General features: G+C 63.4%; 18 protein-coding genes and 2 tRNA genes. 11 read left to right on the top strand and 9 right to left on the bottom strand.

Features of this window, described 5'->3' with window-relative positions; translation table 11 throughout:
- Nucleotides 1-32: 32 nt before the first annotated feature.
- The gene (locus P3T23_RS19950; protein WP_429317860.1) at nt 33-1,226 is read left to right on the top strand and encodes a pyridoxal phosphate-dependent aminotransferase; all 1,194 of its coding nucleotides are present in this window, start codon (nt 33-35) and stop codon (nt 1,224-1,226) included.
- Between the two features lie 113 nt (nt 1,227-1,339).
- Here P3T23_RS19950 and P3T23_RS19955 read toward each other — a convergent pair whose 3' ends face one another.
- Nucleotides 1,340-2,503 (bottom strand): transglycosylase SLT domain-containing protein, encoded by a 1,164-nt coding sequence (locus P3T23_RS19955; protein WP_429317861.1) that lies wholly within the window; start codon nt 2,501-2,503, stop codon nt 1,340-1,342.
- A gap of 572 nt (nt 2,504-3,075) precedes the next feature.
- Here P3T23_RS19955 and P3T23_RS19960 point away from each other — a divergent pair.
- Complete coding sequence (locus tag P3T23_RS19960) at nt 3,076-4,644, top strand: UbiD family decarboxylase (protein WP_429317862.1); 1,569 nt, start codon at nt 3,076-3,078, stop codon at nt 4,642-4,644.
- 210 nt (nt 4,645-4,854) lie between these two features.
- Nucleotides 4,855-5,535, top strand: coding sequence for a LysE family translocator (locus P3T23_RS19965; RefSeq protein WP_429317863.1), 681 nt, complete (start codon nt 4,855-4,857; stop codon nt 5,533-5,535).
- Nucleotides 5,536-5,601: 66 nt separating this feature from the next.
- Here the strand turns inward: P3T23_RS19965 and P3T23_RS19970 are convergent, their stop codons facing one another.
- Together P3T23_RS19970 and P3T23_RS19975 are read right to left on the bottom strand one after the other, a co-directional pair.
- A complete protein-coding gene (locus P3T23_RS19970) occupies nt 5,602-6,567 on the bottom strand; it encodes a threo-3-hydroxy-L-aspartate ammonia-lyase (RefSeq protein WP_429317864.1) in 966 nt (321 codons plus the stop codon).
- A 224-nt stretch (nt 6,568-6,791) separates the two neighbouring features.
- Nucleotides 6,792-7,082, bottom strand: coding sequence for a hypothetical protein (locus P3T23_RS19975; RefSeq protein WP_429317865.1), 291 nt, complete (start codon nt 7,080-7,082; stop codon nt 6,792-6,794).
- A gap of 843 nt (nt 7,083-7,925) precedes the next feature.
- On the opposite strand from P3T23_RS19975, the gene P3T23_RS19980 reads away from it, so the two are divergent.
- The 3 genes from P3T23_RS19980 to P3T23_RS19990 all read left to right on the top strand — a co-directional run bounded on the left by P3T23_RS19980 (nt 7,926) and on the right by P3T23_RS19990 (nt 9,955).
- Nucleotides 7,926-8,876: a Rossmann-like and DUF2520 domain-containing protein gene (locus P3T23_RS19980; protein ID WP_429317866.1), complete on the top strand. Its 951-nt coding sequence runs from the start codon at nt 7,926-7,928 to the stop codon at nt 8,874-8,876.
- Nucleotides 8,877-8,953: 77 nt separating this feature from the next.
- Entirely contained in the window at nt 8,954-9,274 is a 321-nt protein-coding gene (locus tag P3T23_RS19985) for an EthD family reductase (protein WP_429317867.1), read from the top strand.
- A 117-nt stretch (nt 9,275-9,391) separates the two neighbouring features.
- Nucleotides 9,392-9,955 carry a YggT family protein gene (locus P3T23_RS19990; RefSeq protein WP_133661993.1) on the top strand — a complete coding sequence of 188 codons (564 nt, stop codon included), beginning with the start codon at nt 9,392-9,394 and terminating at the stop codon, nt 9,953-9,955.
- A gap of 52 nt (nt 9,956-10,007) precedes the next feature.
- Here P3T23_RS19990 and P3T23_RS19995 read toward each other — a convergent pair whose 3' ends face one another.
- Nucleotides 10,008-12,953 carry a tetratricopeptide repeat protein gene (locus P3T23_RS19995; RefSeq protein ID WP_429317868.1) on the bottom strand — a complete coding sequence of 982 codons (2,946 nt, stop codon included), beginning with the start codon at nt 12,951-12,953 and terminating at the stop codon, nt 10,008-10,010.
- 549 nt (nt 12,954-13,502) lie between these two features.
- Between P3T23_RS19995 and P3T23_RS20000 the strand changes: the two genes are divergently transcribed.
- Together P3T23_RS20000 and trmB are read left to right on the top strand one after the other, a co-directional pair.
- Nucleotides 13,503-13,577: transfer RNA gene (locus P3T23_RS20000), tRNA-Gly, on the top strand.
- A gap of 218 nt (nt 13,578-13,795) precedes the next feature.
- Nucleotides 13,796-14,587 (top strand): tRNA (guanosine(46)-N7)-methyltransferase TrmB, encoded by a 792-nt coding sequence (trmB, locus tag P3T23_RS20005; RefSeq protein WP_429317970.1) that lies wholly within the window; start codon nt 13,796-13,798, stop codon nt 14,585-14,587.
- Nucleotides 14,588-14,665: 78 nt separating this feature from the next.
- Here trmB and P3T23_RS20010 read toward each other — a convergent pair whose 3' ends face one another.
- From P3T23_RS20010 to P3T23_RS20020, 3 genes are all read right to left on the bottom strand, one after another.
- Nucleotides 14,666-15,499: an undecaprenyl-diphosphate phosphatase gene (locus P3T23_RS20010; protein WP_429317869.1), complete on the bottom strand. Its 834-nt coding sequence runs from the start codon at nt 15,497-15,499 to the stop codon at nt 14,666-14,668.
- A 73-nt stretch (nt 15,500-15,572) separates the two neighbouring features.
- On the bottom strand, nt 15,573-16,157 hold the full coding sequence (locus P3T23_RS20015) for a DUF1439 domain-containing protein (protein WP_429317870.1): 585 nt from the start codon (nt 16,155-16,157) through the stop codon (nt 15,573-15,575).
- 78 nt (nt 16,158-16,235) lie between these two features.
- The gene (locus P3T23_RS20020; RefSeq protein ID WP_429317871.1) at nt 16,236-16,538 is read right to left on the bottom strand and encodes a YkgJ family cysteine cluster protein; all 303 of its coding nucleotides are present in this window, start codon (nt 16,536-16,538) and stop codon (nt 16,236-16,238) included.
- Between the two features lie 249 nt (nt 16,539-16,787).
- Here P3T23_RS20020 and hemN point away from each other — a divergent pair, with 249 nt between their 5' ends.
- Together hemN and P3T23_RS20030 are read left to right on the top strand one after the other, a co-directional pair.
- Entirely contained in the window at nt 16,788-18,173 is a 1,386-nt protein-coding gene (gene hemN / locus P3T23_RS20025) for an oxygen-independent coproporphyrinogen III oxidase (protein WP_429317872.1), read from the top strand.
- 133 nt (nt 18,174-18,306) lie between these two features.
- Nucleotides 18,307-18,391: transfer RNA gene (locus tag P3T23_RS20030), tRNA-Leu, on the top strand.
- A 4-nt stretch (nt 18,392-18,395) separates the two neighbouring features.
- Here P3T23_RS20030 and P3T23_RS20035 read toward each other — a convergent pair.
- Nucleotides 18,396-18,632 carry a hypothetical protein gene (locus P3T23_RS20035; RefSeq protein ID WP_429317873.1) on the bottom strand — a complete coding sequence of 79 codons (237 nt, stop codon included), beginning with the start codon at nt 18,630-18,632 and terminating at the stop codon, nt 18,396-18,398.
- Between the two features lie 19 nt (nt 18,633-18,651).
- Nucleotides 18,652-20,025 (bottom strand): amino acid permease, encoded by a 1,374-nt coding sequence (locus P3T23_RS20040; RefSeq protein ID WP_429317874.1) that lies wholly within the window; start codon nt 20,023-20,025, stop codon nt 18,652-18,654.
- A gap of 234 nt (nt 20,026-20,259) precedes the next feature.
- Between P3T23_RS20040 and P3T23_RS20045 the strand changes: the two genes are divergently transcribed.
- Complete coding sequence (locus P3T23_RS20045) at nt 20,260-21,063, top strand: alpha/beta fold hydrolase (protein ID WP_429317875.1); 804 nt, start codon at nt 20,260-20,262, stop codon at nt 21,061-21,063.
- Nucleotides 21,064-21,166: the final 103 nt, after the last annotated feature.

The raw sequence follows: 21,166 nt of genomic DNA on the forward strand, positions 1-21,166 counted from the left end.
CGGGCCGTCCTCGAGAAACTGGAATCATCTGTATGAACACCGTGACTGACCCTCTGGTACGGCTCGCCGCACGCGTCGACGCCATCCAGCCGTTTTACGTGATGGAACTGGCCAAGGAAGCCGCCGTGCTGGAGCGCCAGGGGCGCGACATTATCCACATGGGGATCGGCGAGCCCGATTTCACGGCACCGGAGCCCGTCATCGAGGCGGCCACGCATGCGCTGCGCCGGGGCGTCACGCAGTACACGAACGCCCTCGGCCTGCCGGCACTGCGTGAAGCGATTGCGGCGCACTACCAGCAGGTATACGGCATCACGGTCGACCCGGCGCGCATCGTCGTGACGGCTGGTGCTTCGGCGGCGTTACTGCTCGCCTGCGCGGCGCTCGTCGATCGCGACGACGAAGTGCTGATGCCTGATCCATCCTATCCCTGCAACCGGCACTTCGTCGCCGCTTCCGAAGGCAAGCCCGTGCTCGTGCCGAGCGGCCCGGCGGAGCGCTTCCAGTTGACCGCTGCGGATGTCGAACGGCTGTGGAACGAACGGACGCGCGGCGTGCTGCTGGCTTCGCCTTCGAACCCCACCGGCACCTCGATCGAACCGGAAGAACTGAAGCGGATCGTGAGCGCCGTACGCGCGCGCGGTGGCTTTACGATCGTAGACGAGATCTATCAGGGTCTGAGTTATGACGCTCCGCCCGTGTCGGCGCTTTCGTTCGGCGATGAAGTCATCACGGTCAACAGCTTCTCGAAATACTTCAACATGACCGGCTGGCGGCTCGGCTGGCTGGTGGTGCCGCCCGCGATGGTCAGTGCGTTCGAGAAGCTCGCGCAGAACCTGTTCATCTGCGCGTCCGCGCTGGCGCAGCACGCCGCTCTCGCCTGCTTCGAACCGGACACGATCGCGATCTACGAGGGGCGCCGTCTCGAGTTCAAACGTCGCCGCGACTTCATCGCGCCGGCCCTTGAGTCACTGGGCTTCTCGGTACCGGTGATGCCCGATGGCGCGTTCTACGTCTACGCGGACTGTACCCACGTCGCGCATCCGGCAGCCGGCAACAGCGCCGCGCTGACGAAGGCGATGCTGCACGATGCCGGCGTCGTGCTCGTGCCGGGGATGGACTTCGGCACGCACGCGCCGCAGACCTATATCCGCCTGTCCTATGCGACGGCTTACGCGAAGCTCGAAGAAGCAGTCGAGCGATTGCGGACACTTTTCGGCCGCTGAGCGCTACGACGTCTACCGCAACGCGCGTCGTGCGCGAATGACAGAATGACAAAGGGCACCCGAAGGTGCCCTTTTCTTTTACCGCTGGTACTGGCGAGTTGGCTCGCTGAAACTCACGCGCCCAGTTCCGGCTCCGCCGCATGCTTTTGTCCGTTCGAACTGGCGTCGTCCTGCTGCGGCGACTTGTCGTGCGCCGCGACAGTCTTCGGTGCGCTCAGCGGATGCGCGCCGTCGAGCGTCACCTGCACGCGCTTCACCGGATTCGTCGCAGCCGTTGCCGGCGTCGTCGACGCAGTCGTCGTCGGAGCCTGCGGCGCGTTGATAGGCACCTTGTGGCCGCGCGCCACGTCACGCAGACGGCCCCGCTCGGCCATGACCTTCGCGCCGTAACCGCCGTCGTCCTGCGACGTCGAACCGACATACAGACGCAAACCGCCCGGCAGCGAGCCGCCGCGCGCGATGCAGTCCTTCAGCACGAGCGCGCCGACCTTGATGTTGGTGAGCGGCTCGAGGGCGGCGCTCTGGCCACCAAAGTAATCGAACTTGTCGGAATGCACCTTCGACATGACCTGCATCAGGCCTTGCGCGCCGACGCCGCTCTCAGCGTACGGATTGAAACCCGATTCGATCGCCATCACCGCGAGGAGCAGCAGCGGGTCGAGACCCACTTCGCGACCGGTATCGAACGCCGCCTTCACGAGCTCACCGACCGGCTCCTGCGCGACGCGATAGCGGCGCGACAGATAGGAAGCGACGAGATCCTGCTCGCGCGTCGAAATCAGGACGCGATCGTCGCGGGCATCGGCAGAAACACGCTGGGTGGGAATCATGCGCGCGAGCGCGCCGACGCTTGGCAAGGTGTGCGGATCGAGGCCGTTCAACGCAACTGCGCCGAGCCCGGCGGTGCCGCTGCCGTCGAAGGCGCCATCATAGCTGGTGTTGGCGGTCGTACCGTTGCTGCCGGTATCGACGCTCACGGCCTGATTCGAAGACAGGGAATCATCGGACAACCCCGGGGGCGGTCCAAAGGACGGCAGCGGGTTGCCTTGCAGCAGACGCGCGGGACCTGCCTGCACGGCGGCAGAAATGACCGGCATCAGCTTTGCGGCGAGGGTGCCGCGCCATGTGGGCATCAGCCACAGTGCGACTGCCAGCACGACGGCGAACCCGCCAACAATGCTGAACAGGTGATGACTCATACGCGTCCCGCGACGTAATGCACCGCGCATAACCTGCGCGAGTCGTTCATCGGGACGCCACGATAACCAGGCGTTCATTCGGATCTCCCAATTTGCATGAAGCGGCGAACGCATCGGCCAGGCCGACGTACAGCCATTCGCAGAATCAAGACACCGTGCGCTCTGGTCAGGGCAACAGCGGCGTCGGGAAAACGGTATATACCGTTCGGGGAGCCATTAAAGGTCCGGCGGCATGCTCGTAAAGCACGCGGGCGGGGCTCCCACACGAAAAAAACCGGCGCTCAAAAAGCACCAGCGAGGACAACAGGCAAGACCGTCAAATGCCGTGCAGGGATCGACAAACGGTGACGCGTTGCGTCGGTAGACCGGGGGTGGTGGTTAAAAAATGCAAAGCCTGCAACCAATGTGGACGGATTCTAGCAGGGTTTAATAGATCGTCAACACTATGAAAAGTTAAAGTTATAACTAATTGTAATTATGAACAGTGTTCAGCGTGTCGAAAACCGCGCGCTATGGCCCTTTCAGGCCGGTCTCACATTTGCCTTCGAACGTGCGTTAGCCAACGCAGGTAAAATCGACAATCGATCCCGCGCGGCGATTGCCTGTCGCGCCTTCACCTCGCGGCCAGCCGCGGCCTTGATCAGGACCAGATGAAATACAAAGACCTGCGCGACTTTGTCGGTCGCCTCGAGACGCTTGGCGAACTGCGCCGCATCCCGCAAAACGTCTCGCCTGTCCTGGAAATGACGGAGCTGTGCGATCGCGTGCTGCGCGCCGGCGGGCCCGCACTGCTATTCGAGGACAAACGGCACCATGCGTTCCCTGTGCTCGGCAACCTGTTCGGCACGCCACGCCGTGTCGCCCTTGGCATGGGCATCGACACGGGCGCAGAGAAGGGCGATAGCGCCGCGCTGGAGTCCCTGCGGGACGTCGGGCGCCTCCTGTCCGCCCTGAAGGAGCCGGAGCCGCCCAAGGGCCTCAAGGACGCCGGCAAGCTGTTCTCACTCGCCAAGGCGGTCTGGGACATGGCGCCGAAGACGGTAAGCGCCCCGCCCTGCCAGGAAATCGTCTGGGAAGGCGCCGACGTCGATCTCGCGAAGCTGCCGATCCAAACCTGCTGGCCCGGCGACGCCGGCCCGCTGATCACATGGGGCCTGACCGTCACGCGCGGCCCGAACAAGACGCGCCAGAACCTCGGCATCTATCGTCAGCAACTGATCGGACGCAACAAGCTGATCATGCGCTGGCTCGCGCATCGCGGCGGGGCGCTCGACTTCCGCGAGTTCGCGCTGCAGAACCCGGGCAAGCCGTATCCGGTCGCGGTCGTGCTCGGCGCCGATCCGGCGACGATTCTTGGCGCCGTCACACCGGTGCCGGACACGCTGTCCGAATATCAGTTCGCGGGCCTGCTGCGCGGCGGCCGCACGGAACTGGCAAAGTGCATCACCCCAGGCGTCGATACGCTGCAGGTGCCGGCACGGGCGGAAATCGTCCTCGAAGGCTTTATCTATCCGCAAAGCGGCGCGCCGGAAGCCGCGCCGGCGGGTGCGCCGCCGCGTCCGTCGAAGGGTGCGAGCGCTGCGTACGAGCACGCGCTCGAAGGACCGTACGGCGATCATACTGGCTACTACAACGAACAGGAGTGGTTCCCCGTTTTCACCGTCGAGCGGATCACGATGCGCCGCGACGCAATCTACCATTCGACCTATACCGGCAAGCCGCCCGACGAACCTGCGGTACTCGGCGTCGCGCTCAATGAAGTGTTCGTGCCGCTGTTACAGAAACAGTTCACCGAGATCACCGACTTCTATCTGCCGCCCGAAGGCTGCAGTTACCGGATGGCGATCGTCCAGATGAAGAAAAGCTACCCTGGACACGCCAAACGGGTGATGTTCGGCGTGTGGAGCTTCCTGCGACAATTCATGTATACGAAGTTCATCGTCGTCGTCGACGGAGACGTGAACATCCGCGACTGGAAGGAAGTCATCTGGGCCATCACCACGCGTATCGATCCGTCGCGCGATACGGTGCTCGTCGATCGCACGCCGATCGACTATCTGGATTTCGCGTCGCCGGTCGCAGGACTTGGCTCGAAGATGGGGCTCGACGCCACCAATAAATGGCCCGGTGAGACGGATCGCGAATGGGGTCGCCCGATCGTCATGGATGATGCGGTGAAACAGCGCATCGATACGTTGTGGAGCGAACTCGGCCTTTAAATCGAAGGCAGCAGAGCGTCCCGTGTACACGGTGCCCATCGAGCCCGTCCGGGCGTAACCGACGAACATCGGCGTGCAGATTGTCACGTACTCACGTAGCGTGCGCGTGGTCGTCACGGCGCGCACGCTGGTTGGATATTGTCATCGATGCGGGACCTCGAGCGCTCCCGCTCATGCGCGAACAAAAAATCAGACGGAGTAGTTGCGGGGATGCACGCCTTTTCTATGTTGTCGGACGGTTTTTTTCTGTCTCTGTCGTTGTGCCTCGATATTGGTCTCGTCAACGTCGCGATTATTTCGCTGACGCTGTCGCATGGTTTCAAGCCTGGCTTCTGGCTCGGGTTGGGCTCGTGTTTTGGGGATCTGATCTATGCGTCGCTCGCGCTCGCGGGCATGGCTGCACTGTTGCAGTTCGAGTCGATACGCTGGATCGTGTGGATAGGCGGCGCGGCAATCCTGCTGTTCCTCACCTGGAAGATGACGCGCGAAGCGATCTTTCCAGCCTCCGCGCCCCCCGTCGAAGGCGAGGCCGATACGAGCGCGCCTCACCTGAGCGCGTGGCGTGGCTTCATGCGTGGAACGTTGCTGGCGATCTCGTCGCCGTCAGCCATTCTCTGGTTTGCTGCGGTAGGCGGCGCGCTGATCGCGAAAGCAGGTGCGACGACCGTTACGACGGCGCCCGTCTTTCTCGGCGGATTCTTTTTTGGCGGGCTCGTCTGGACGTTGTTTCTTTGCGGACTCGCGAGCCACGGACGCAAACGCGCGGGGACGGGCCTGCTGCGGGGATGTCACGTTTTGTCGGCGCTGCTGTTCGCGTACTTTTCGTACAGCGTGATCGTGAACGGTTATCGCGACCTGATCGTGCACGCAACCAGCATGGCCGCCACGTAAAAACCGCCGGCGCTTCCCGTGCAGAACGACGTGGGGGCCGCGCGCGGCCTCCACGCGTCGCCGCTGTCAGCGAAGGAACTCCGCCAGCCGCTCCAGATCGACGTTGCCGCCGCTGATCACCACGCCGACACGCTTACCTTCCACCGGCACGATCCCGTTGAGCACCGCGGCAGCCGCGAGGCAGCCCGTCGGCTCGACCACCATCTTCATCCGCTGCGCAAAGAAACGCATTGCCTCGACGAGTTGTGCATCGCTGACCGTCACGATCTGCTTAACCAGCCGCTGGATCACTGCAAACGTGTAGTTTCCGAGGTGCTGTGTCGCCGCGCCATCGGCGAGCGTCTTCGGCACTTCGATGTGCACGATCTCGCCGCGCGCGAGCGACTGCTGCCCATCGTTACCGGCTTCCGGCTCGACGCCGATGATCTGGCATTGGGGACTCAGCGCCGTCGCGGACAGCGCGCTGCCCGACAGCAACCCCCCACCGCCGAGGCACACGAACAACATGTCGAGCGGGCCGGTCTCCTCGATCAACTCCTTCACCGCCGTGCCCTGCCCCGCCATCACATGCGGATGGTCGTACGGCGGAATCAAGGTCATGCCGCGCTCCTCCGCAAGCCGGCGGCCGATCTCTTCACGGTTTTCCTTGTAGCGGTCATAGACGATCACTTCACCGCCATAGCCCTTTGTCGCTGCAACTTTTGCGGCGGGCGCGTCGTGCGGCATGATGATCGTCGCGTGAATGCCGGCGAGGCGCGCCGACAGTGCGATCGCCTGCGCGTGATTGCCCGATGAGAAAGTCAGCACACCGGCCGCGCGCTGCTCCGCGTCGAAATGAGAAATCGCGTTGTACGCGCCGCGAAACTTGAACGCGCCCATGCGCTGGAAGTTTTCGCATTTGAAAAAGATAGACGCGCCAGTGCGCTCGTCCGCCGTGCGTGACGTAAGAACAGGCGTGCGGTGCGCGATGCCGTCGATACGCGCGGCGGCGTCGACCACATCATCGTAAGCAGGAACGGGAAGCGCTTGCATCGGCGAAAGAGTGCACAGTTGGTTGCTCGGACGATCATTGTCCCAGCTTCCACGATGTTTTGGAAAGCGCGGCGCCAGCGTCGGCCTTTCCTTCTCCGCCAAAAGCTGCGCACAAGTGAAAAACGGCGCAGCGTGGCTTCAAGCCCGCGCTGCGCCGTCATGACGAAACGAATTCAACCGCAACCCGCCCGATGCATCACGAACGATGCACGACGGGCGGCCGGTCAACGACGCCAGTAACCCGGGCCGTAGTAGCCGCGGCCATAGTAGCCGTGACGATAATAAGGACGACCATAGTAGCCGCCGTAGTAACCACCCACCACCACGGGCGGCGCATAGTAGACTGGCGGCGGCGCATACACTACCGGCGGCGGCGCATAAACCACGGGCGGCTCTGCGTACACAGGGTACGCCGGAATGCCGATGCCGACGCCGATCGACACATGCGCCTCGGCGGCGGAGGTCAGCCCCACGCCGAGTGCGGCGGCGGCAATAAACGGAATGATCTTTTTCACTTCTGTTCTCCTGGCGGCCCGGCCCGGATGGCCGGGTCGCATGACGGGCAATGCCCTCTCACTTGAGAGTATCGAATTTGCGCGACGGTTGCCGCGCGCATTTGTTGCAAATTGCAATACGTACGGCGGCTTTCTGCATTGCTATTGCCCGTCTCAACGGCTAGATGCTTGCTTCGCTGCCGAAAATCAAGGGTTCGCATCGCATCACACGATGCGCCTGCCATTTTTACCGGTTTCGCGGAAACGACTTTCGTCACATCGGTAATGTTTAATTACAAATTCGCTGCAAAGCTTGCGGCTTCCGTTGTTGCCGTGCATCGCTTTTCGGACCCTTTTCGGTCCCGTAAACGCCGGATGCCCGGCGCGGTAGCGCCGGGCATCCGGTATGGTCAGCGGAATATCAGCCGACCTTCACATAAGTAAATTCCCGTGTAACGCTTGGCGGCACGTATGCGCCGCTGATCTGTACGCGTGGTGTGAGCCGCTTTTTTTGATCCCACCAACGACGGCGCTGTGAATGTGTCAGGAACCGCAAGTGCTTTCGGTAAGAAAAGATGCTCATCGTATACCTCCCGAATCTGACTGCGCGACAGAGAAAGACAACAACGGTGACTGCCAAAACACAATCGTGCGGATTCATTGTGAGCAGTTTTCGGACCTGACGGCAATCCCCCCAAAGATACCGACGCGGGTTCGCCATATCATCCGCAAACTGATCTGAAGAATATGGTTGGCAGCCCAGGCGGGTTCAGAGGGCCGCCAGAGAAGCCACCCATACCACGCGTTGCAATAATGATGCGCGATACTCCTGATTCCGCGATTGTTCTGTCTGGAGCAGAAAACATGTCTCTGTCCTCACTGCCGCGTCTCGGCTTCGTCGGCGCGGGCCGGCTTGCGCATTGCCTTGCGCACGGCTTTTCGCGCGCCGGCTATCCGGTCACGGCGATCGCAAGCCGCTCGCACGCATCCGCGCAGGCGCTCGCCACTCAGTTCGGGCACTGCACCGCGTACGACGATCCACAACAGGTGGTCGACGCGGCCGATATCGTCTTTTTAGCCGTTCCCGATGACAGTATCGGTACGACAGCCCACAGTTTGCGCTTTGCGCCCGCAGCGTCAGAAACGGCGGAGTCACGAACCGGCGCCTGGGCGCTGGTGCATTGCAGCGGTGCATCGCCGGTCGAACTGCTCGATCCGGCACGCGACCAGGGCATCGCAACCGGCGGTTTTCACCCACTTTACCTGTTCGGCGGAAGTCTCGCTGACCTGGAGCGCATCGCCGGCTGTTCCGTTTCGATCGAAGCAGACGGCGCCCTCAAGGAACACCTGGTTGCGCTGGCCGGCGCGCTGGGTTGCCATCCGCTGGCGATTCCGCCTGGCGGGCGCATGCTCTATCACGCCGCCGCGCACTATGCCGCGAGCTTTGCGCTGTGCGGACTCGCGGAATGTGTCGCGCTCTGGCGCACGCTCGGCTTCGATGAAGACGACGCATTGCGCGCCGTGCTGCCGATGCTGGCCGGCACGATCGAAACCGCACGCGACAAGGGCTTGCCCAACGCGCTCGCAGGCCCGGTGTCGCGCGGCGATACGGGTGTCGTCGAGAAGCAGCTGGCGCTGCTTGAAGGCTTCGGCGGCGACCATGCGGCGCTTTACGCGCTGATGACGCGCCGCGCGGTCGCGCTGGCCCGCCGGCGGGCGCAACCGCCCGCTGCCATCGACGCTATCGATGCCGCCGTCGAAGATTCGCTCAGCCGTTCGCTGAATCAGATACAGGCAGGTGCAAGCGTCAAGTAACCCGTGATAATGTGACGACCGGCGCGAGCAGCAGCACGCCCCGCCCACGCGCCGGGACCAAACGACGGGAACACACAATGATCAAGGTCAGCATCCTCTATCCGTATCGAGAAAATGGCCGTTTCGATGTGGACTATTACTGCGGCACGCACATGCCGCGCGCCGCCGAACTGTTCGGCGCGTCGCTGAAGGGATGGTCCGTCGATGTCGGCCTGAACGCCGGACCGCCGGGCACGCCGCCGCCCTATGTCGCAGCCGGTCACTTTCTGTTCGATTCCGTCGACGCTTTCTACGAAGTCTTCAAGCCGGCCAGCGACGAACTCCTGGCCGACATTCCCAACTACACCGACGGCGGCAACGGCAAGATCCTGATCAGCGAGATCAAGGTGAACGTCTGACGGAACAGGCGTACGCTTGCGCATCGCCGGTGGAATGGCAGTAACCCACACCCTTGACGACGTCGGCCGGGCAATCCGCTGGCCGCCGTGAACACCCCAGGAAGGAAAGGACAAAAGATGTTCGGCGATATCGCCCGTTTTCTGCTCAATACGATTTTCACCCTGTTCGGCGCCGCACTCCTGCTGCGCGCGTGGCTGCAGGTCGTGCGCCTGCCGCCGTACAACCCGGTGTCGAACGCCGTGTTGCACGCAACCAACTGGATCGTGCTGCCGTTGCGGCGGATCATTCCAGGCACGCGCAACATCGACTGGGCAAGCCTCATCGCGGCGTTCATCTCGGCGATCGTCTACGTGGTGTTGATGGTGTGGATCGCGGGTGTGGATCCGCTCGGCCTGATGCCGACACTCCTGATCGTCGCCCTCCTGACCGTCATCAAGTGGGCGCTCAATCTGATCATCTGGTTGACGATCCTGATGGCGCTACTGTCGTGGCTCAATCCGCGCTCACCGGCAATGCCGATCCTGCTTCAGCTGACCGCGCCGTTCCTGAATCCACTGCGCCGCTTCGTGCCGCAACTGGGCGGTATCGACCTGTCGCCGATCCTGCTGTTCGTGATCGTGCAGGTGCTGCTGATGATCATCACGCGCGCGGCAGTATCGCTGACCTTGTTCGGAATCTGATGCATCGGGCAGCCCGCGCGTTGTCTCGCTGGCTACCCAATGCCAACCATGCTCAAGGATTCAGTCGTTCGGCAGACGACCGCGACGATGCTGTATTCACAACGTCGCCTGAACCTGTGCCGGTAATGTGACCCGGCACAGTCGCGAGCAGATGCGAGGCCAGCGATAGTTCGCGCTGGCGCTCGTCTGCATTGAGTCGCGCAACCGCACGCGCTTCGACGACCTGCACAGCCTGCGCGTAAACCTGGAAAGCAGGTTCTTCAGCAAAGCTCGCGCGAGCCCTCGCTAGCCACGCCACACCGAGCGCCTTGTCTTCGACGATGCCATCGCCCGTCAGATAGCGGATGCCGAGCTGATACTGCTCGAACACATCACCCAGCAGCGCCTCGTTCAGGCATGAGAGTGCCGCCCACTCGTCTTCGGCATATTCGCCTGCGCTTTTATTGCGGGCGTTCTGGTTGCCCGACTTGCTCGTTGCACTGTCGACCAGCCAGCGCGTCTCCTTGACACTGATGCCATCCGTGTCGCCCGAGGCGGCCGCTCTTAACGCAAGCGCGATCTCCGACACATCGGACCCCATGGCCGCCGCTTTCCTGTGCCAGTTGAGCGCCTGCGCATCGTCGCGCGCAACTGCGACGCCAGTTTCGTACAGCAGCGCCACTCTGCTCGCCGCACCGGCCGACCCATCCGCTGCGGCCTTTTCGAGCCACACGCGGGCCGTCTTCACATTACGTTCGACGCCACGGCCCGAGAGGTAAGCATCGCCCAGCATGTGTTCGGCTGCGACGCTCTGCGCGCCCGCTTTCACCGCCCATTGAAACGCCTGCCGGTCGTCGCGCCCGGCGCCGAGCCCGGTGAACAGATGCCACGCCAGCGACGCCTGTGCCGACACATCGCCTTGCCCTGCCGCGCGGCGGAACCAGTACATCGCCACGCCGTAATCGGGACTCACGCCCTCGCCCATATCGTACGCATCGCCGAGCATCGACTGGTACTTCGCGTCGTCGCGGCTGGCAAGACGCCACAGCCAGTACGCGCGTTGCCGCGCGCTGGTTTCGTCATGCGGCCGGTCCATCGCGAGCGATTGCATCGACATCAGGTCGCCGTTACGCGCGGCGGCGGTACACCAGCCTCGCGCGGCCTCGACATCACGCGCAACACCGACGCCTGACCAGTAAGCCGCGCACAGCGCGCGCTGTGAAGTCGGATCGCTCGATTCGGCTCCGCGCCTGAACCAGTTGACAGCGGTGGCGGGATCGCGCGCGAGCCCGTTGCCGTCCCAGTAGGCGCTGCCGAGCGCCGAGTAGGCCGGGCCGAATTTTTGCGCGACCGCCTTGACGAGCCAGTCCTTTGCGGCGCCGCTGTCGGCCGCCGGCTTGCGGTGCAGCAGTTGCAGCGCGAGCAGAACCTGCGCCTTCGCGTCCCCGGCGCGAGCGGCGCGATCGAGATAGTTCTCACCGGCCGTTTCATCGCGCGGGGTGCCGACACCGTTCAGGTATTGCCAGCCGGCCGCGCGTGCAGCGTCGACGCTGCCGAGATCAGCCGCCTTGCGATACCAGGCCAGCGCCTTCGCCTTGTCGACGGCTACTCCGTCGCCGTCGAAGAGCAGCGTGCCCACCATCGATGCAGCCTGCGCATTGCCGCGCTCGGCGCCGGTTAGCGCGAGACGGTAGGCCGCGGCGTGGTCGCGCGGTACACCCTCGCCGCTGAACGCAAGCGATGCAAGATTGAAATATGCGATCCCGAGCCCTTGCGCGGCGGCCTTGTCATACCACTGCTTCGCCGCGACGACGTTGCGCGGCTCACCCTGACCGTGTTGAAGCATCGCACCGAGATCGTTCTGCGCACTGGCTAAACCTGCATTGGCAGCGCCACGCATCCAGCCGATTGCGGCATCGAAATCGACGGGGCCACCGCGGCCATCGCGATACACGGTTGCGAGACCGAACTGCGCGTAGGCGTCGCCTTCGAGCGCGGCCTTGCGATACCACACCCGTGCGAGCTCATCGTTACGCGCGACGCCGGCGCCGCTGGCGTAGAGGTCGCCGAGACGACGCTGCGCGTAGGTCAGCCCTCGTCGTGCGGCGCCGTAGATCAGCACGAACCCGCGCTTTTCGTTGCGCGCGACACCCATTCCACCCAGATACAGGTCGCCGAGCGCCGCTTCCGCATTCAACTGATGCTGGGCCGCTGCCGCCTGCATCCAGGCAGCGCCTTTGGAGATGTCCTCCTTCACGCCATTGCCCTGCAGCAGCGCGAGGCCGAGCGCAAATTCCGCATCGGCATCTCCGCCAGTCGCGCCGCGCACCAGCCACGTCACGCCGCCCGCGACGTCACGCGGCACGCCCTGCCCGGCCATCATCATGCGACCTGCGTTGGTCGCGCCATGCGGGTCGCCATACTCGCCGGCGCGCGCGAACAGCGCGTACGCGGCAGCCTGGTCGGCGGGGGCGCCCTCGCCGTTGTATGTCATCAGGCCGAGCGTATCGGCGGCAAACCCGTCCCCGCCGTCCGAAGCCTGCCTGAGCCAGCGACGCGCCGCCGCGTAATCCTGCGGCACGAGATTGCCCGTGCGGTAGAACGTGCCGAGCACGCGTTGCGCGAGCCGCGAGCCGTCCAGCGCAGCACGTTCGAGCGTCGCGATGCCTTTTGGCGTGTCGGGCGCCGCGCCGTAGCCGACAAACTGCATTTGCCCGTAAATCGCCCCCGCATCGACGTTGCCGGCCGCAGCCTCCGATGCGCACGTCGAACGTATGTCGGCTGGTTTCGCCAGTGGCGACATCGTCCACGACACGTAGGAGTCGAACAGCACGCAAGCCGTTGTCGGGTTGCTGAACGGTGCGCGGACCTTGAGCGTGTCCTTCGCCCGAGTTGATTGCGCAAGCGGGGAAAGAGTCGCCGGCATCGCGCTGACGACAACCGGCGACATGGCTGCCGTCGCCAGCAGAAATGACGTGACGATGCGGCACATCGCCGGGCGGTTAACGGGTGCGCTCACTGCGACATCGCCTTGCCGGCTGAAGATTGCAGCGTCGGATTCCCGGGACATGCGCTCACGCTGGCGAGTACCAGCAAAGGCGTCATGTGGCGACTAAGGTTGTTGTTCATTCTTGCAGTTCAAGTGCAGCCGGCGCGCACGGCAACCGGTCGAAATTTCGGGGCCACCGTACAGATATCGGCAGCCAGCAGGAAAACTTGACAGGCACGTCGGGAGCGATCCGGCCAAGGATGCCGGAGACGATGTATCGTGCTTCTTCGCGATCCGCCCGAAGGCAACCGGATTGTGGCGATGACAAACGAGCGTTCTACCGGGCAAAAGGCCGTGATCAGGGAGCGTGCTCGCGTCGGCCATGTCGCAACGATAACTTCACAAACGCGGGCAGTCACCGATCTGCCGCGGGATCAAATCATCCGGAATTCAAACCCTGTCGACCGGCCCTGGTCGGAGCAGTGGAGGCAGATCGCGCGCCCGGAACCCGCATGCAAATGGCAGCCGCGTTTCGGAGTTTGCCCAAATCACCCGAAACCGCGTAAAATGGCGCGCTCTGCGGGCGTCGTATAATGGCTATTACCCTAGCTTCCCAAGCTAGAGACGTGGGTTCGATTCCCATCGCCCGCTCCACATTCAGCTGATCTCCAGCGGAAATCCAGCGCGAGAGCCGCCTCACCGAAGGCGGCTTTTTTGTCCGGGCGGCGATAGTCGAGGCAGTTGAGCGAAGCCATTGACGTTGACCCGCGCAACCGCGCGAACCAACCGCGGCAGCGCCCCCGTCTCCCGTTGACGTATTACAGCACTGCGACGGCACTGCGCAGTCGCCCTCACCTTTGTAGTCATCAATGATGATCCACGATCCGAACGAATCCCGTCTGCCCGCGTCCGAGGGCCCCGACGACGCATCGCACGAACCGTCCACGAGCCCGTCCGCCGAAGGCGCAGCAGTGTCGTCCGAAGCGTTGCATCGGCGACGCATCCGCAGTTTCGTCACGCGCGCGGGGCGCGTCTCGACTGGTCAGCGCCGCGCGATGGACGAACTCGGCCCACGCTTCGTCGTGCCGTTTGCGCCGGAGCGGCCCGACTGGGATGCCGTCTTCGGCCGCAGCGCTCCGCGGGTGCTGGAGATCGGTTTCGGTATGGGTGCGACGACGGCGGAAATCGCCACACATCGCCACGACGACGACTTTCTCGGCGTCGAGGTGCATGAGCCGGGCGTCGGCGCTCTACTGAAACTGATGGGCGAGCAGGGGTTGTCGAATATCCGCATCATCCAGCACGACGCGGTCGAAGTGCTCGAGCGGATGATCGCGCCAGACAGCCTCGACGGCGTGCACATCTTCTTCCCCGATCCGTGGCACAAGGCGCGACATCACAAGCGCCGTCTGATCCAACCGAAGTTCGTCGCGCTGCTCGTATCGCGCCTGAAACCCGGCGCATATCTCCATTGCGCGACGGACTGGCAGAACTACGCGGAACAGATGCTCGAAGTGCTCGGCGCGGAACCCGCGCTCGAAAACACGGCCGACGGCTACGCGCCGCGTCCCGAGTACCGTCCGGTGACAAAATTCGAACGACGGGGCCTACGGCTCGGACATGGCGTCTGGGATCTCGTCTTCCGCCGGCGCACAGGCAATTGAATAAAAAAGTCCGCTCTCAGGCGGACTTTTTTATTCCAGCGCCGTAACGCTCAGGCGGCACTCAGGCTGCTTTCGCCATCAATCCGCCCAGCTCAACTCATCGCTATACCCGACGAGCAGAATCAGCAAACCGAAGCCGATCCGGTACCACGCAAACACAGTGAAATCGTGGGCGGCGATGTAGCGCAACAGCCAGCGCACACAGGCAAACGCGCTCACGAACGCGGCAACGAGCCCCACCGCAAAGATGCCCAGCGCGTCCGTAGCCAGCGTGTGCCAGCTCTTGACCATCTCGTAGAGCGTCGCGCCGAAGATGATCGGAATCGCCAGGAAGAACGAGAACTCGGTTGCGACGCGCCGTTCGAGGCCAAACAGCATGCCGCCGATGATCGTCGAGCCCGAGCGCGACATGCCCGGAATCAGCGCAAGGCATTGCGCAAGGCCGACCTTCAATGCATCGAGCGGACTGAGGTCATCGATCGACAACACGCGCGGCGCTGCCCGCCTGTCGCGCTGACGGCCTTCAACCCACAGGATGATGACGCCGCCGGTCACGAGCGCCAGCGCCACCGGCACGGGCGAAAACAGCGCCGCCTTGATCGTCCTTTCCAGCAGCAGCCCAAGCACGACGGCAGGAATGGTCGCGATGATCACATTCATCGTGAAGCGCCGCGCGACCGGCTGCGTGGGCAGACCCGCCACAACGCTGCCGATCTTGCGCCGGAACTCCCAGCACACCGCGAGAATCGCGCCGAGTTGAATGACGACGTCGAATGTCTTCTCGTGCGCGTTGTTGAAATTGAGCAGGCTGCCCGCGACGATCAGGTGTCCGGTGCTCGACACCGGCAAAAACTCGGTCAAACCTTCGACGACGCCAAGAATCAGCGCCTTGCAGATCAGTATCCAGTCCATCCGTGGCCCTTGTCGCAGAGGGTGTTCGAATCGGGCCACACTGGAGGCGCGCGACCCGACGGTCGCGCGGCCGTCATTTTTCGACGATCTGCACGCGTATGCCGTTTGTAAGGATGGTGATTGTACCGGGTTCGTAGTTCACGCCGGCAAATTGCAGCTGCTCAGGCTTAAACGTGTAGATCGGGTAGTTGGTCAGAAGCTGCGTCGCGAGCAGGCCGGCGGCCGCGTTGATCTGCTGCGTGTAGGCCTGCGCTTCGCCGCTGACCGCGACGTTATCGACGCTCGGCTGCCGGAGGACCACGGCGCGCGTAGCGGCGTCGTAGGCCAGCTGGCTGGACAGCGTGAATACGCCGTTCACGGGCTGCGGCATGAACGGGCTCGCGAAACGCGCATCGAGTCGAACAGACACGCGGTTGCTATCCGGCAGAAAACCGACGACCGGATTCGTGAGCGCGACATCGAACACCTGGGACACCGTGCGCTGATACGGAAACTTGCGCTGCACGGCCTCCTGCACCTGCTGCTGCGAGAACGTGTAGTGATCGGGGATGAACGGAAAGATCGACGTGGCACAGGCCGCGAGCGATACCGTGGCGCCCGCCATCGCGCACGCCGCAAACAGGAACCGGCGCCGCGCGGGCGCAGCGGTTTGAGTCATGCGAACCTCCTTTCGAATCCGGATCGATCCCACGATCGATGCCGATGAATTGTGGTGAACACACGCGTTCAGCGCCGCTTATCGCCACACCGCCGCGGGCTGCGTGTCCGACTCGAGCTTCGTGAGCCACGCCAACGCTTCAACGCGCGTCGTACCGCACATTTCCGGCTGCGGTTGCAGGCCCGAACAGCAGGCAGGCCGCTCGGGCCTGCCGAAAATCGCGCAGCGCCAATCGTCACCGAGCTGCACACAGCGCACACCCGCTGGCTTGCCTTGCGGCATACCCGGAATCGGGCTCGTAATCGAAGGCGCAATGCAGCACGCGCCACAGTCGGGGCGGCACGCATGGTCGAGCGCATGAGACGGAGAAACGGCAATCACCACACAAATTCCTGAAATGCGAAACCTCAAACCAGTGACGGCAAAGATCCAAAGGCACAGCAACACGCCCGACCCGCATTGTGCCATCGCCGCGCGTGCGACCTTTTTACACAATGTCAGACGTAACCGGTCACATACACTGGATCGATCGAAGGCCACGCCCACAAGGCACCGGCGCTGTCTTTGTCGCGAAGCACGCGGCAGGGGCGGCATCCAGCCTGTCGCGTGGCGTCAGACAACGAGCCCTACATGACCGCCGCCGATACCCTTTTCCGCCCCGACCTGCTTGCGAAGTACAACGCAAACGGTCCACGGTATACGTCCTATCCAACGGCTCTTCAGTTCCGGGAAGACTTCGATTTCGCGGACTACACCCGCGCCGCCGCCGACCCTGGCGCATCCGGCACCGATCTCTCCCTGTACTTCCATATTCCCTTTTGCGACACCGTCTGCTTTTATTGCGGCTGCAACAAGGTCGCGACAAAGAACCGGGCGCACGCGCGGCCGTATCTCGACAGGCTGAAGCGCGAGCTTGGCTTGCAGGCAGCCTTGTTCGACACCACGCGTCCGGTGTCGCAACTGCACTGGGGTGGCGGCACGCCGACGTTTCTGTCACACGACGAAATGGCCGAACTGATGGCGGCCACGCGAGAGCACTTCCATCTTGCTCCGGACGCCGACGGCGAATATTCGATCGAGGTCGACCCGCGCGAGGCGTCGGCGCAAACCATCGTGCATCTGCGCAACCTCGGCTTCAACCGGCTGAGTCTCGGGGTGCAGGATTTCAATCCGCTCGTGCAACATGCGATCAACCGTATCCAGCCGCTCGAAATGACCGCGACCGTGATGCGTGCGGCGCGCGCGACGGGCTTTCACTCGATCGGCGTCGATCTGATCTACGGTCTGCCGTATCAGACCGTCGACAGCTTCGGCCGCACGCTCGACATGATGCTCGCGCTCGCACCCGACCGCCTGTCGGTGTTCGGCTATGCGCACATGCCGCAGCTCTTCAAGATGCAGCGGCAGATGAATCCTGCAACGCTGCCATCGCCGGCCGTGCGGCTCGCGATCCTGCGTCTGGTCGTGGAACGCCTGACGAGCGCGGGTTATGTCTACATCGGCATGGACCACTTTGCCCTGCCCAGCGACGAACTCGCCCGCGCGCAGGCGCAGCGTACGCTGCATCGAAACTTTCAGGGTTACAGCACGCGTGCGCAATGCGATCTGATCGGCTTCGGGGCGTCCTCGATCGGCAAGGTCGGCGACGTGTACGCGCAAAACGCGAAGGATCTCTCCGGGTATGCGGCCGCGATCGATGCGGGCAAGCCGGCGATTACGCGAGGCGTGTGCCTGACCACCGACGACCGTCTGCGCCGCGAGGTCATCACGCAACTGATGTGCAATCTGGAACTCCGTTTCGACGAGTTCGAGGCGACTTACGGCATCCGCTTCAGCGACACGTTCGCAACGGAACTCGAACGCCTGCGCAGTTTCGAGGCGGACGGACTGGTAGCGATCGGCAGCCGGCGCCTCGATGTGCAGCCCGCCGGCCGGATGCTCGTGCGTAATATCGCGATGGTATTCGACCGTTATCTCGGCCAGGAGACGCTGGCGCGCTTTTCGCGGACGGTTTGACGCCGTCTGCATCCGACGCGCGGTCCAGCCTGCGAACTTGCCCGGGATCGCGTTTTCGGCCATAATCTGCGTCTCCCGTCGCGCGCAATCCTGTTGCGCGCAGCAAGAACATAGCAGCAAACCACAGCAGCATGCCCAGGTGGTGAAACAGGTAGACGCAGGGGACTCAAAATCCCCCGCCGCAAGGCGTGCCGGTTCGAGTCCGGCCCTGGGCACCAGTCGTCAATAACTCGTTGATTTCGAAGCACAACCAGCGAGTTCCGCATCACTCTCTCCCACTTCGCATTTCCGGCCTGCTTCATACGCGGACCCGTTCACCGGCACGCCGGGATCGTAGCCGTACCTCGACTCGAACCTGTCCTGCACGTCCTTGCGTGCGAGTTCGCATACGGCGAGACTTTCGCGGTCAAAGTCGCTGCTGGATTTGCTGACGGCGGGCACCCCGCTATTGCGGGGCATTGCAGCAATTTCCGCGCGCTCAGCCCGCGCGCGCGAGCTTCGCCGCCGACCGGCGCTTCGTCACGTAGCCGGCCCACATGACGAGCAGCCATACCGGCACGAGCCATACCGATACGGAGAGCCCCGGCGTCAGCACGAGAATCACGAGGATCATCGCCATGAACGTGAGGCAGATCCAGTTGCTGACTGGGTACCAGAGCGACTTGAAGACGAGCGTCTGCCCTTCCTCGATCATCGCCTTGCGCGACCTGAGATGCGTCAGGCTGATCAGCGCCCAGTTGATCACCAGCGCCGCCACAACCAGCGCCATCAGCATGCCAAGCGCTTCGGCGGGAATCAGATAGTTGACGATCACGCAGGTGAAAGTCGCGAGGGCGGACAGCCCGATGGCCATATAAGGCACACCGCGCCGGTCGACCTTCAGGAGCGCACGCGGCGCATTGCCCTGTTCCGCGAGGCCGTAGAGCATGCGGCTATTCGCATAGACGCCGCTGTTGTACACCGACAGCGCCGCCGTCAGCACGACCACGTTGAGCACATCCGCAGTGAGTCCCGCGCCGATCTGCGAGAAGATCATCACGAAGGGACTGCCGCCCGACGCCACCTGATTCCACGGATACAGCGACAGCAGCACGGCCAGCGAGCAGATGTAGAAAATCAGGATCCGGTAGATCACCTGATTCACGGCCTTGGGGATGCTCCTCTGCGGGTCGTCGGCTTCCGCTGCGGTGATACCGATCAGTTCCAGACCGCCGAACGAGAACATGATCACGGCGAGCATCATGAAGAGGCCGTGGAAACCATGCGGAAAGAAGCCGCCGTCGCGCCAGAGGTTGGTGATCGACGCCTGCGGGCCGCCATGACCGCTCACCAGCAGATAGCCGCCGAACAGGATCATGCCGATCACCGCCGCCACCTTGACGATCGCGAACCAGAACTCGGTTTCGCCGTACGCCTTCACGTTGGCAAGATTGATCGCGTTGATGCCGACAAAGCACACCAGCGCCGACACCCACGTCGGCACGCCCGGCCACCAGTAGTGCACGTAGGTCCCCACCGCGGTCAGCTCTGCCATGCTGACGAGCACGTACAGCACCCAGTAATTCCAGCCCGACAGAAAGCCCGGAAAATCGCCCCAGTATTTGTACGCAAAATGGCTGAACGAGCCGGCGACGGGCTCCTGAGCGACCATCTCGCCGAGCTGCCGCATGATCAGGAACGCGATGAAGCCACCGATCGCATAGCCGAGAATCATCGACGGGCCGGCCGCCTTCAACACGCTGGCCGAGCCGAGAAAGAGGCCGGTGCCGATCGCGCCGCCCAGCGCGATCAACTGGATATGACGGTTTTTCAGGCCTCGCTTCAGGCCGTCGTGCTGCTGTGGACTATTCAAGGTCTTGCGCCCCGCTGGTATGGATGTCGATCACCGGAACAGGCGCCTTGCCTGGCCCGGCGAAACCCGCAATTTTACCCCGTCGGCCCCTCCGCCCCGGGGGCAACGCGCCGGACGCAGTCACCCGCGCCCGGCATCGCAGTCGATGCCGGCGAGATACCACGCAGATACCGGTTGTCACACTGCTCGCGGTTCGGTAAGGTCGGCATTCCAGGTCCTGCTAGTGGGGAAACCATGTCGCTAAAACACCTGATCCGCGCCGCCCTCCTCGGTTTCTCCCTGCTCGCCGCCGCTGCAGGCGCGCAGACGGCCGCGCCACCCGCGCCGCAACCTGCATCCTCCGGTCCCGTGCGCAATGTCGTGCTCGTCCACGGCGCATTCGTCGACGGTTCGAGCTGGAATCCCGTCATCGATCTGCTGCAGAAAAAGGGCTATCACGTGAGCGCGGTGCAAAACCCGCTGACATCGCTCGCCGACGACGTCGCCGCCACCCGGCGCGTGCTGGCCCGGCAAACCGGTCCGACGATCCTCGTCGGTCATTCGTGGGGCGGCACCGTGATTACCGAAGCGGGCGCGGACGCACCCAATGTCGTCGGCCTCGTGTACGTGGCGGCGATTGCGCCGGATGTCGGTGAATCGACGGCGGATCCGCTCAAACATGGGCCGTCAGCACCCGCGGGCGCCGCCATGAAACCCGATGACGGCGGTTTTCTGTGGTTCGACCCGACTGCCTATCACAGCGACTTTGCCGCCGACGTGCCGCAAACGCTGACCCGCGTGCTCTCCGCAGCCGAACAGCCGATCGCCGCGAAGGCGTTCAGCGAACCGGTTTCGCAGGCGGCGTGGAAAACGAAACCTTCGTGGTACGTATTGACGACGAACGATCGCGCCGTTGCACCGGAAACGCAGCAATGGATGGCGCAGCGAATCGGGGCGACGATCGTGAAGGTGCCGTCGAGCCATCTGGCGCCGGTGTCGCACGCGGCCGAAGTGGCGGCAGTGATCGATCAGGCCGCGAAGGCCCAGAGCGGTCAATAAGCTCGCTTCCTGTGCATGGAGACATTCACGTCACGCACGGTCACAGCGCAGGCTCAAGGTTATACGGCATGGATTGCATGTCACAGGATGAGCCTGCTAGAGA

Origin of the sequence: Paraburkholderia sp. GAS448, from assembly GCF_050435685.1 — a bacterium.
In the GTDB taxonomy this organism is placed as follows: Bacteria; Pseudomonadota; Gammaproteobacteria; order Burkholderiales; family Burkholderiaceae; genus Paraburkholderia.

Bases quoted from the DNA above. Each gene is read 5' to 3' on its own strand.
- trmB (WP_429317970.1), top strand. From the start codon at position 13,796: ATGATCCACGATCCGAACGAATCCCGTCTGCCCGCGTCCGAGGGCCCC.
- hemN (WP_429317872.1), top strand. From the start codon at position 16,788: ATGACCGCCGCCGATACCCTTTTCCGCCCCGACCTGCTTGCGAAGTAC.
- P3T23_RS19980 (WP_429317866.1), top strand. From the start codon at position 7,926: ATGTCTCTGTCCTCACTGCCGCGTCTCGGCTTCGTCGGCGCGGGCCGG.
- P3T23_RS20035 (WP_429317873.1), bottom strand. From the start codon at position 18,632: ATGCCCCGCAATAGCGGGGTGCCCGCCGTCAGCAAATCCAGCAGCGAC.
- P3T23_RS20015 (WP_429317870.1), bottom strand. From the start codon at position 16,157: ATGACTCAAACCGCTGCGCCCGCGCGGCGCCGGTTCCTGTTTGCGGCG.
- P3T23_RS19965 (WP_429317863.1), top strand. From the start codon at position 4,855: ATGCACGCCTTTTCTATGTTGTCGGACGGTTTTTTTCTGTCTCTGTCG.
- P3T23_RS19960 (WP_429317862.1), top strand. From the start codon at position 3,076: ATGAAATACAAAGACCTGCGCGACTTTGTCGGTCGCCTCGAGACGCTT.
- P3T23_RS19950 (WP_429317860.1), top strand. From the start codon at position 33: ATGAACACCGTGACTGACCCTCTGGTACGGCTCGCCGCACGCGTCGAC.
- P3T23_RS20010 (WP_429317869.1), bottom strand. From the start codon at position 15,499: ATGGACTGGATACTGATCTGCAAGGCGCTGATTCTTGGCGTCGTCGAA.
- P3T23_RS19985 (WP_429317867.1), top strand. From the start codon at position 8,954: ATGATCAAGGTCAGCATCCTCTATCCGTATCGAGAAAATGGCCGTTTC.
- P3T23_RS20045 (WP_429317875.1), top strand. From the start codon at position 20,260: ATGTCGCTAAAACACCTGATCCGCGCCGCCCTCCTCGGTTTCTCCCTG.
- P3T23_RS19990 (WP_133661993.1), top strand. From the start codon at position 9,392: ATGTTCGGCGATATCGCCCGTTTTCTGCTCAATACGATTTTCACCCTG.
- P3T23_RS19970 (WP_429317864.1), bottom strand. From the start codon at position 6,567: ATGCAAGCGCTTCCCGTTCCTGCTTACGATGATGTGGTCGACGCCGCC.
- P3T23_RS19955 (WP_429317861.1), bottom strand. From the start codon at position 2,503: ATGAACGCCTGGTTATCGTGGCGTCCCGATGAACGACTCGCGCAGGTT.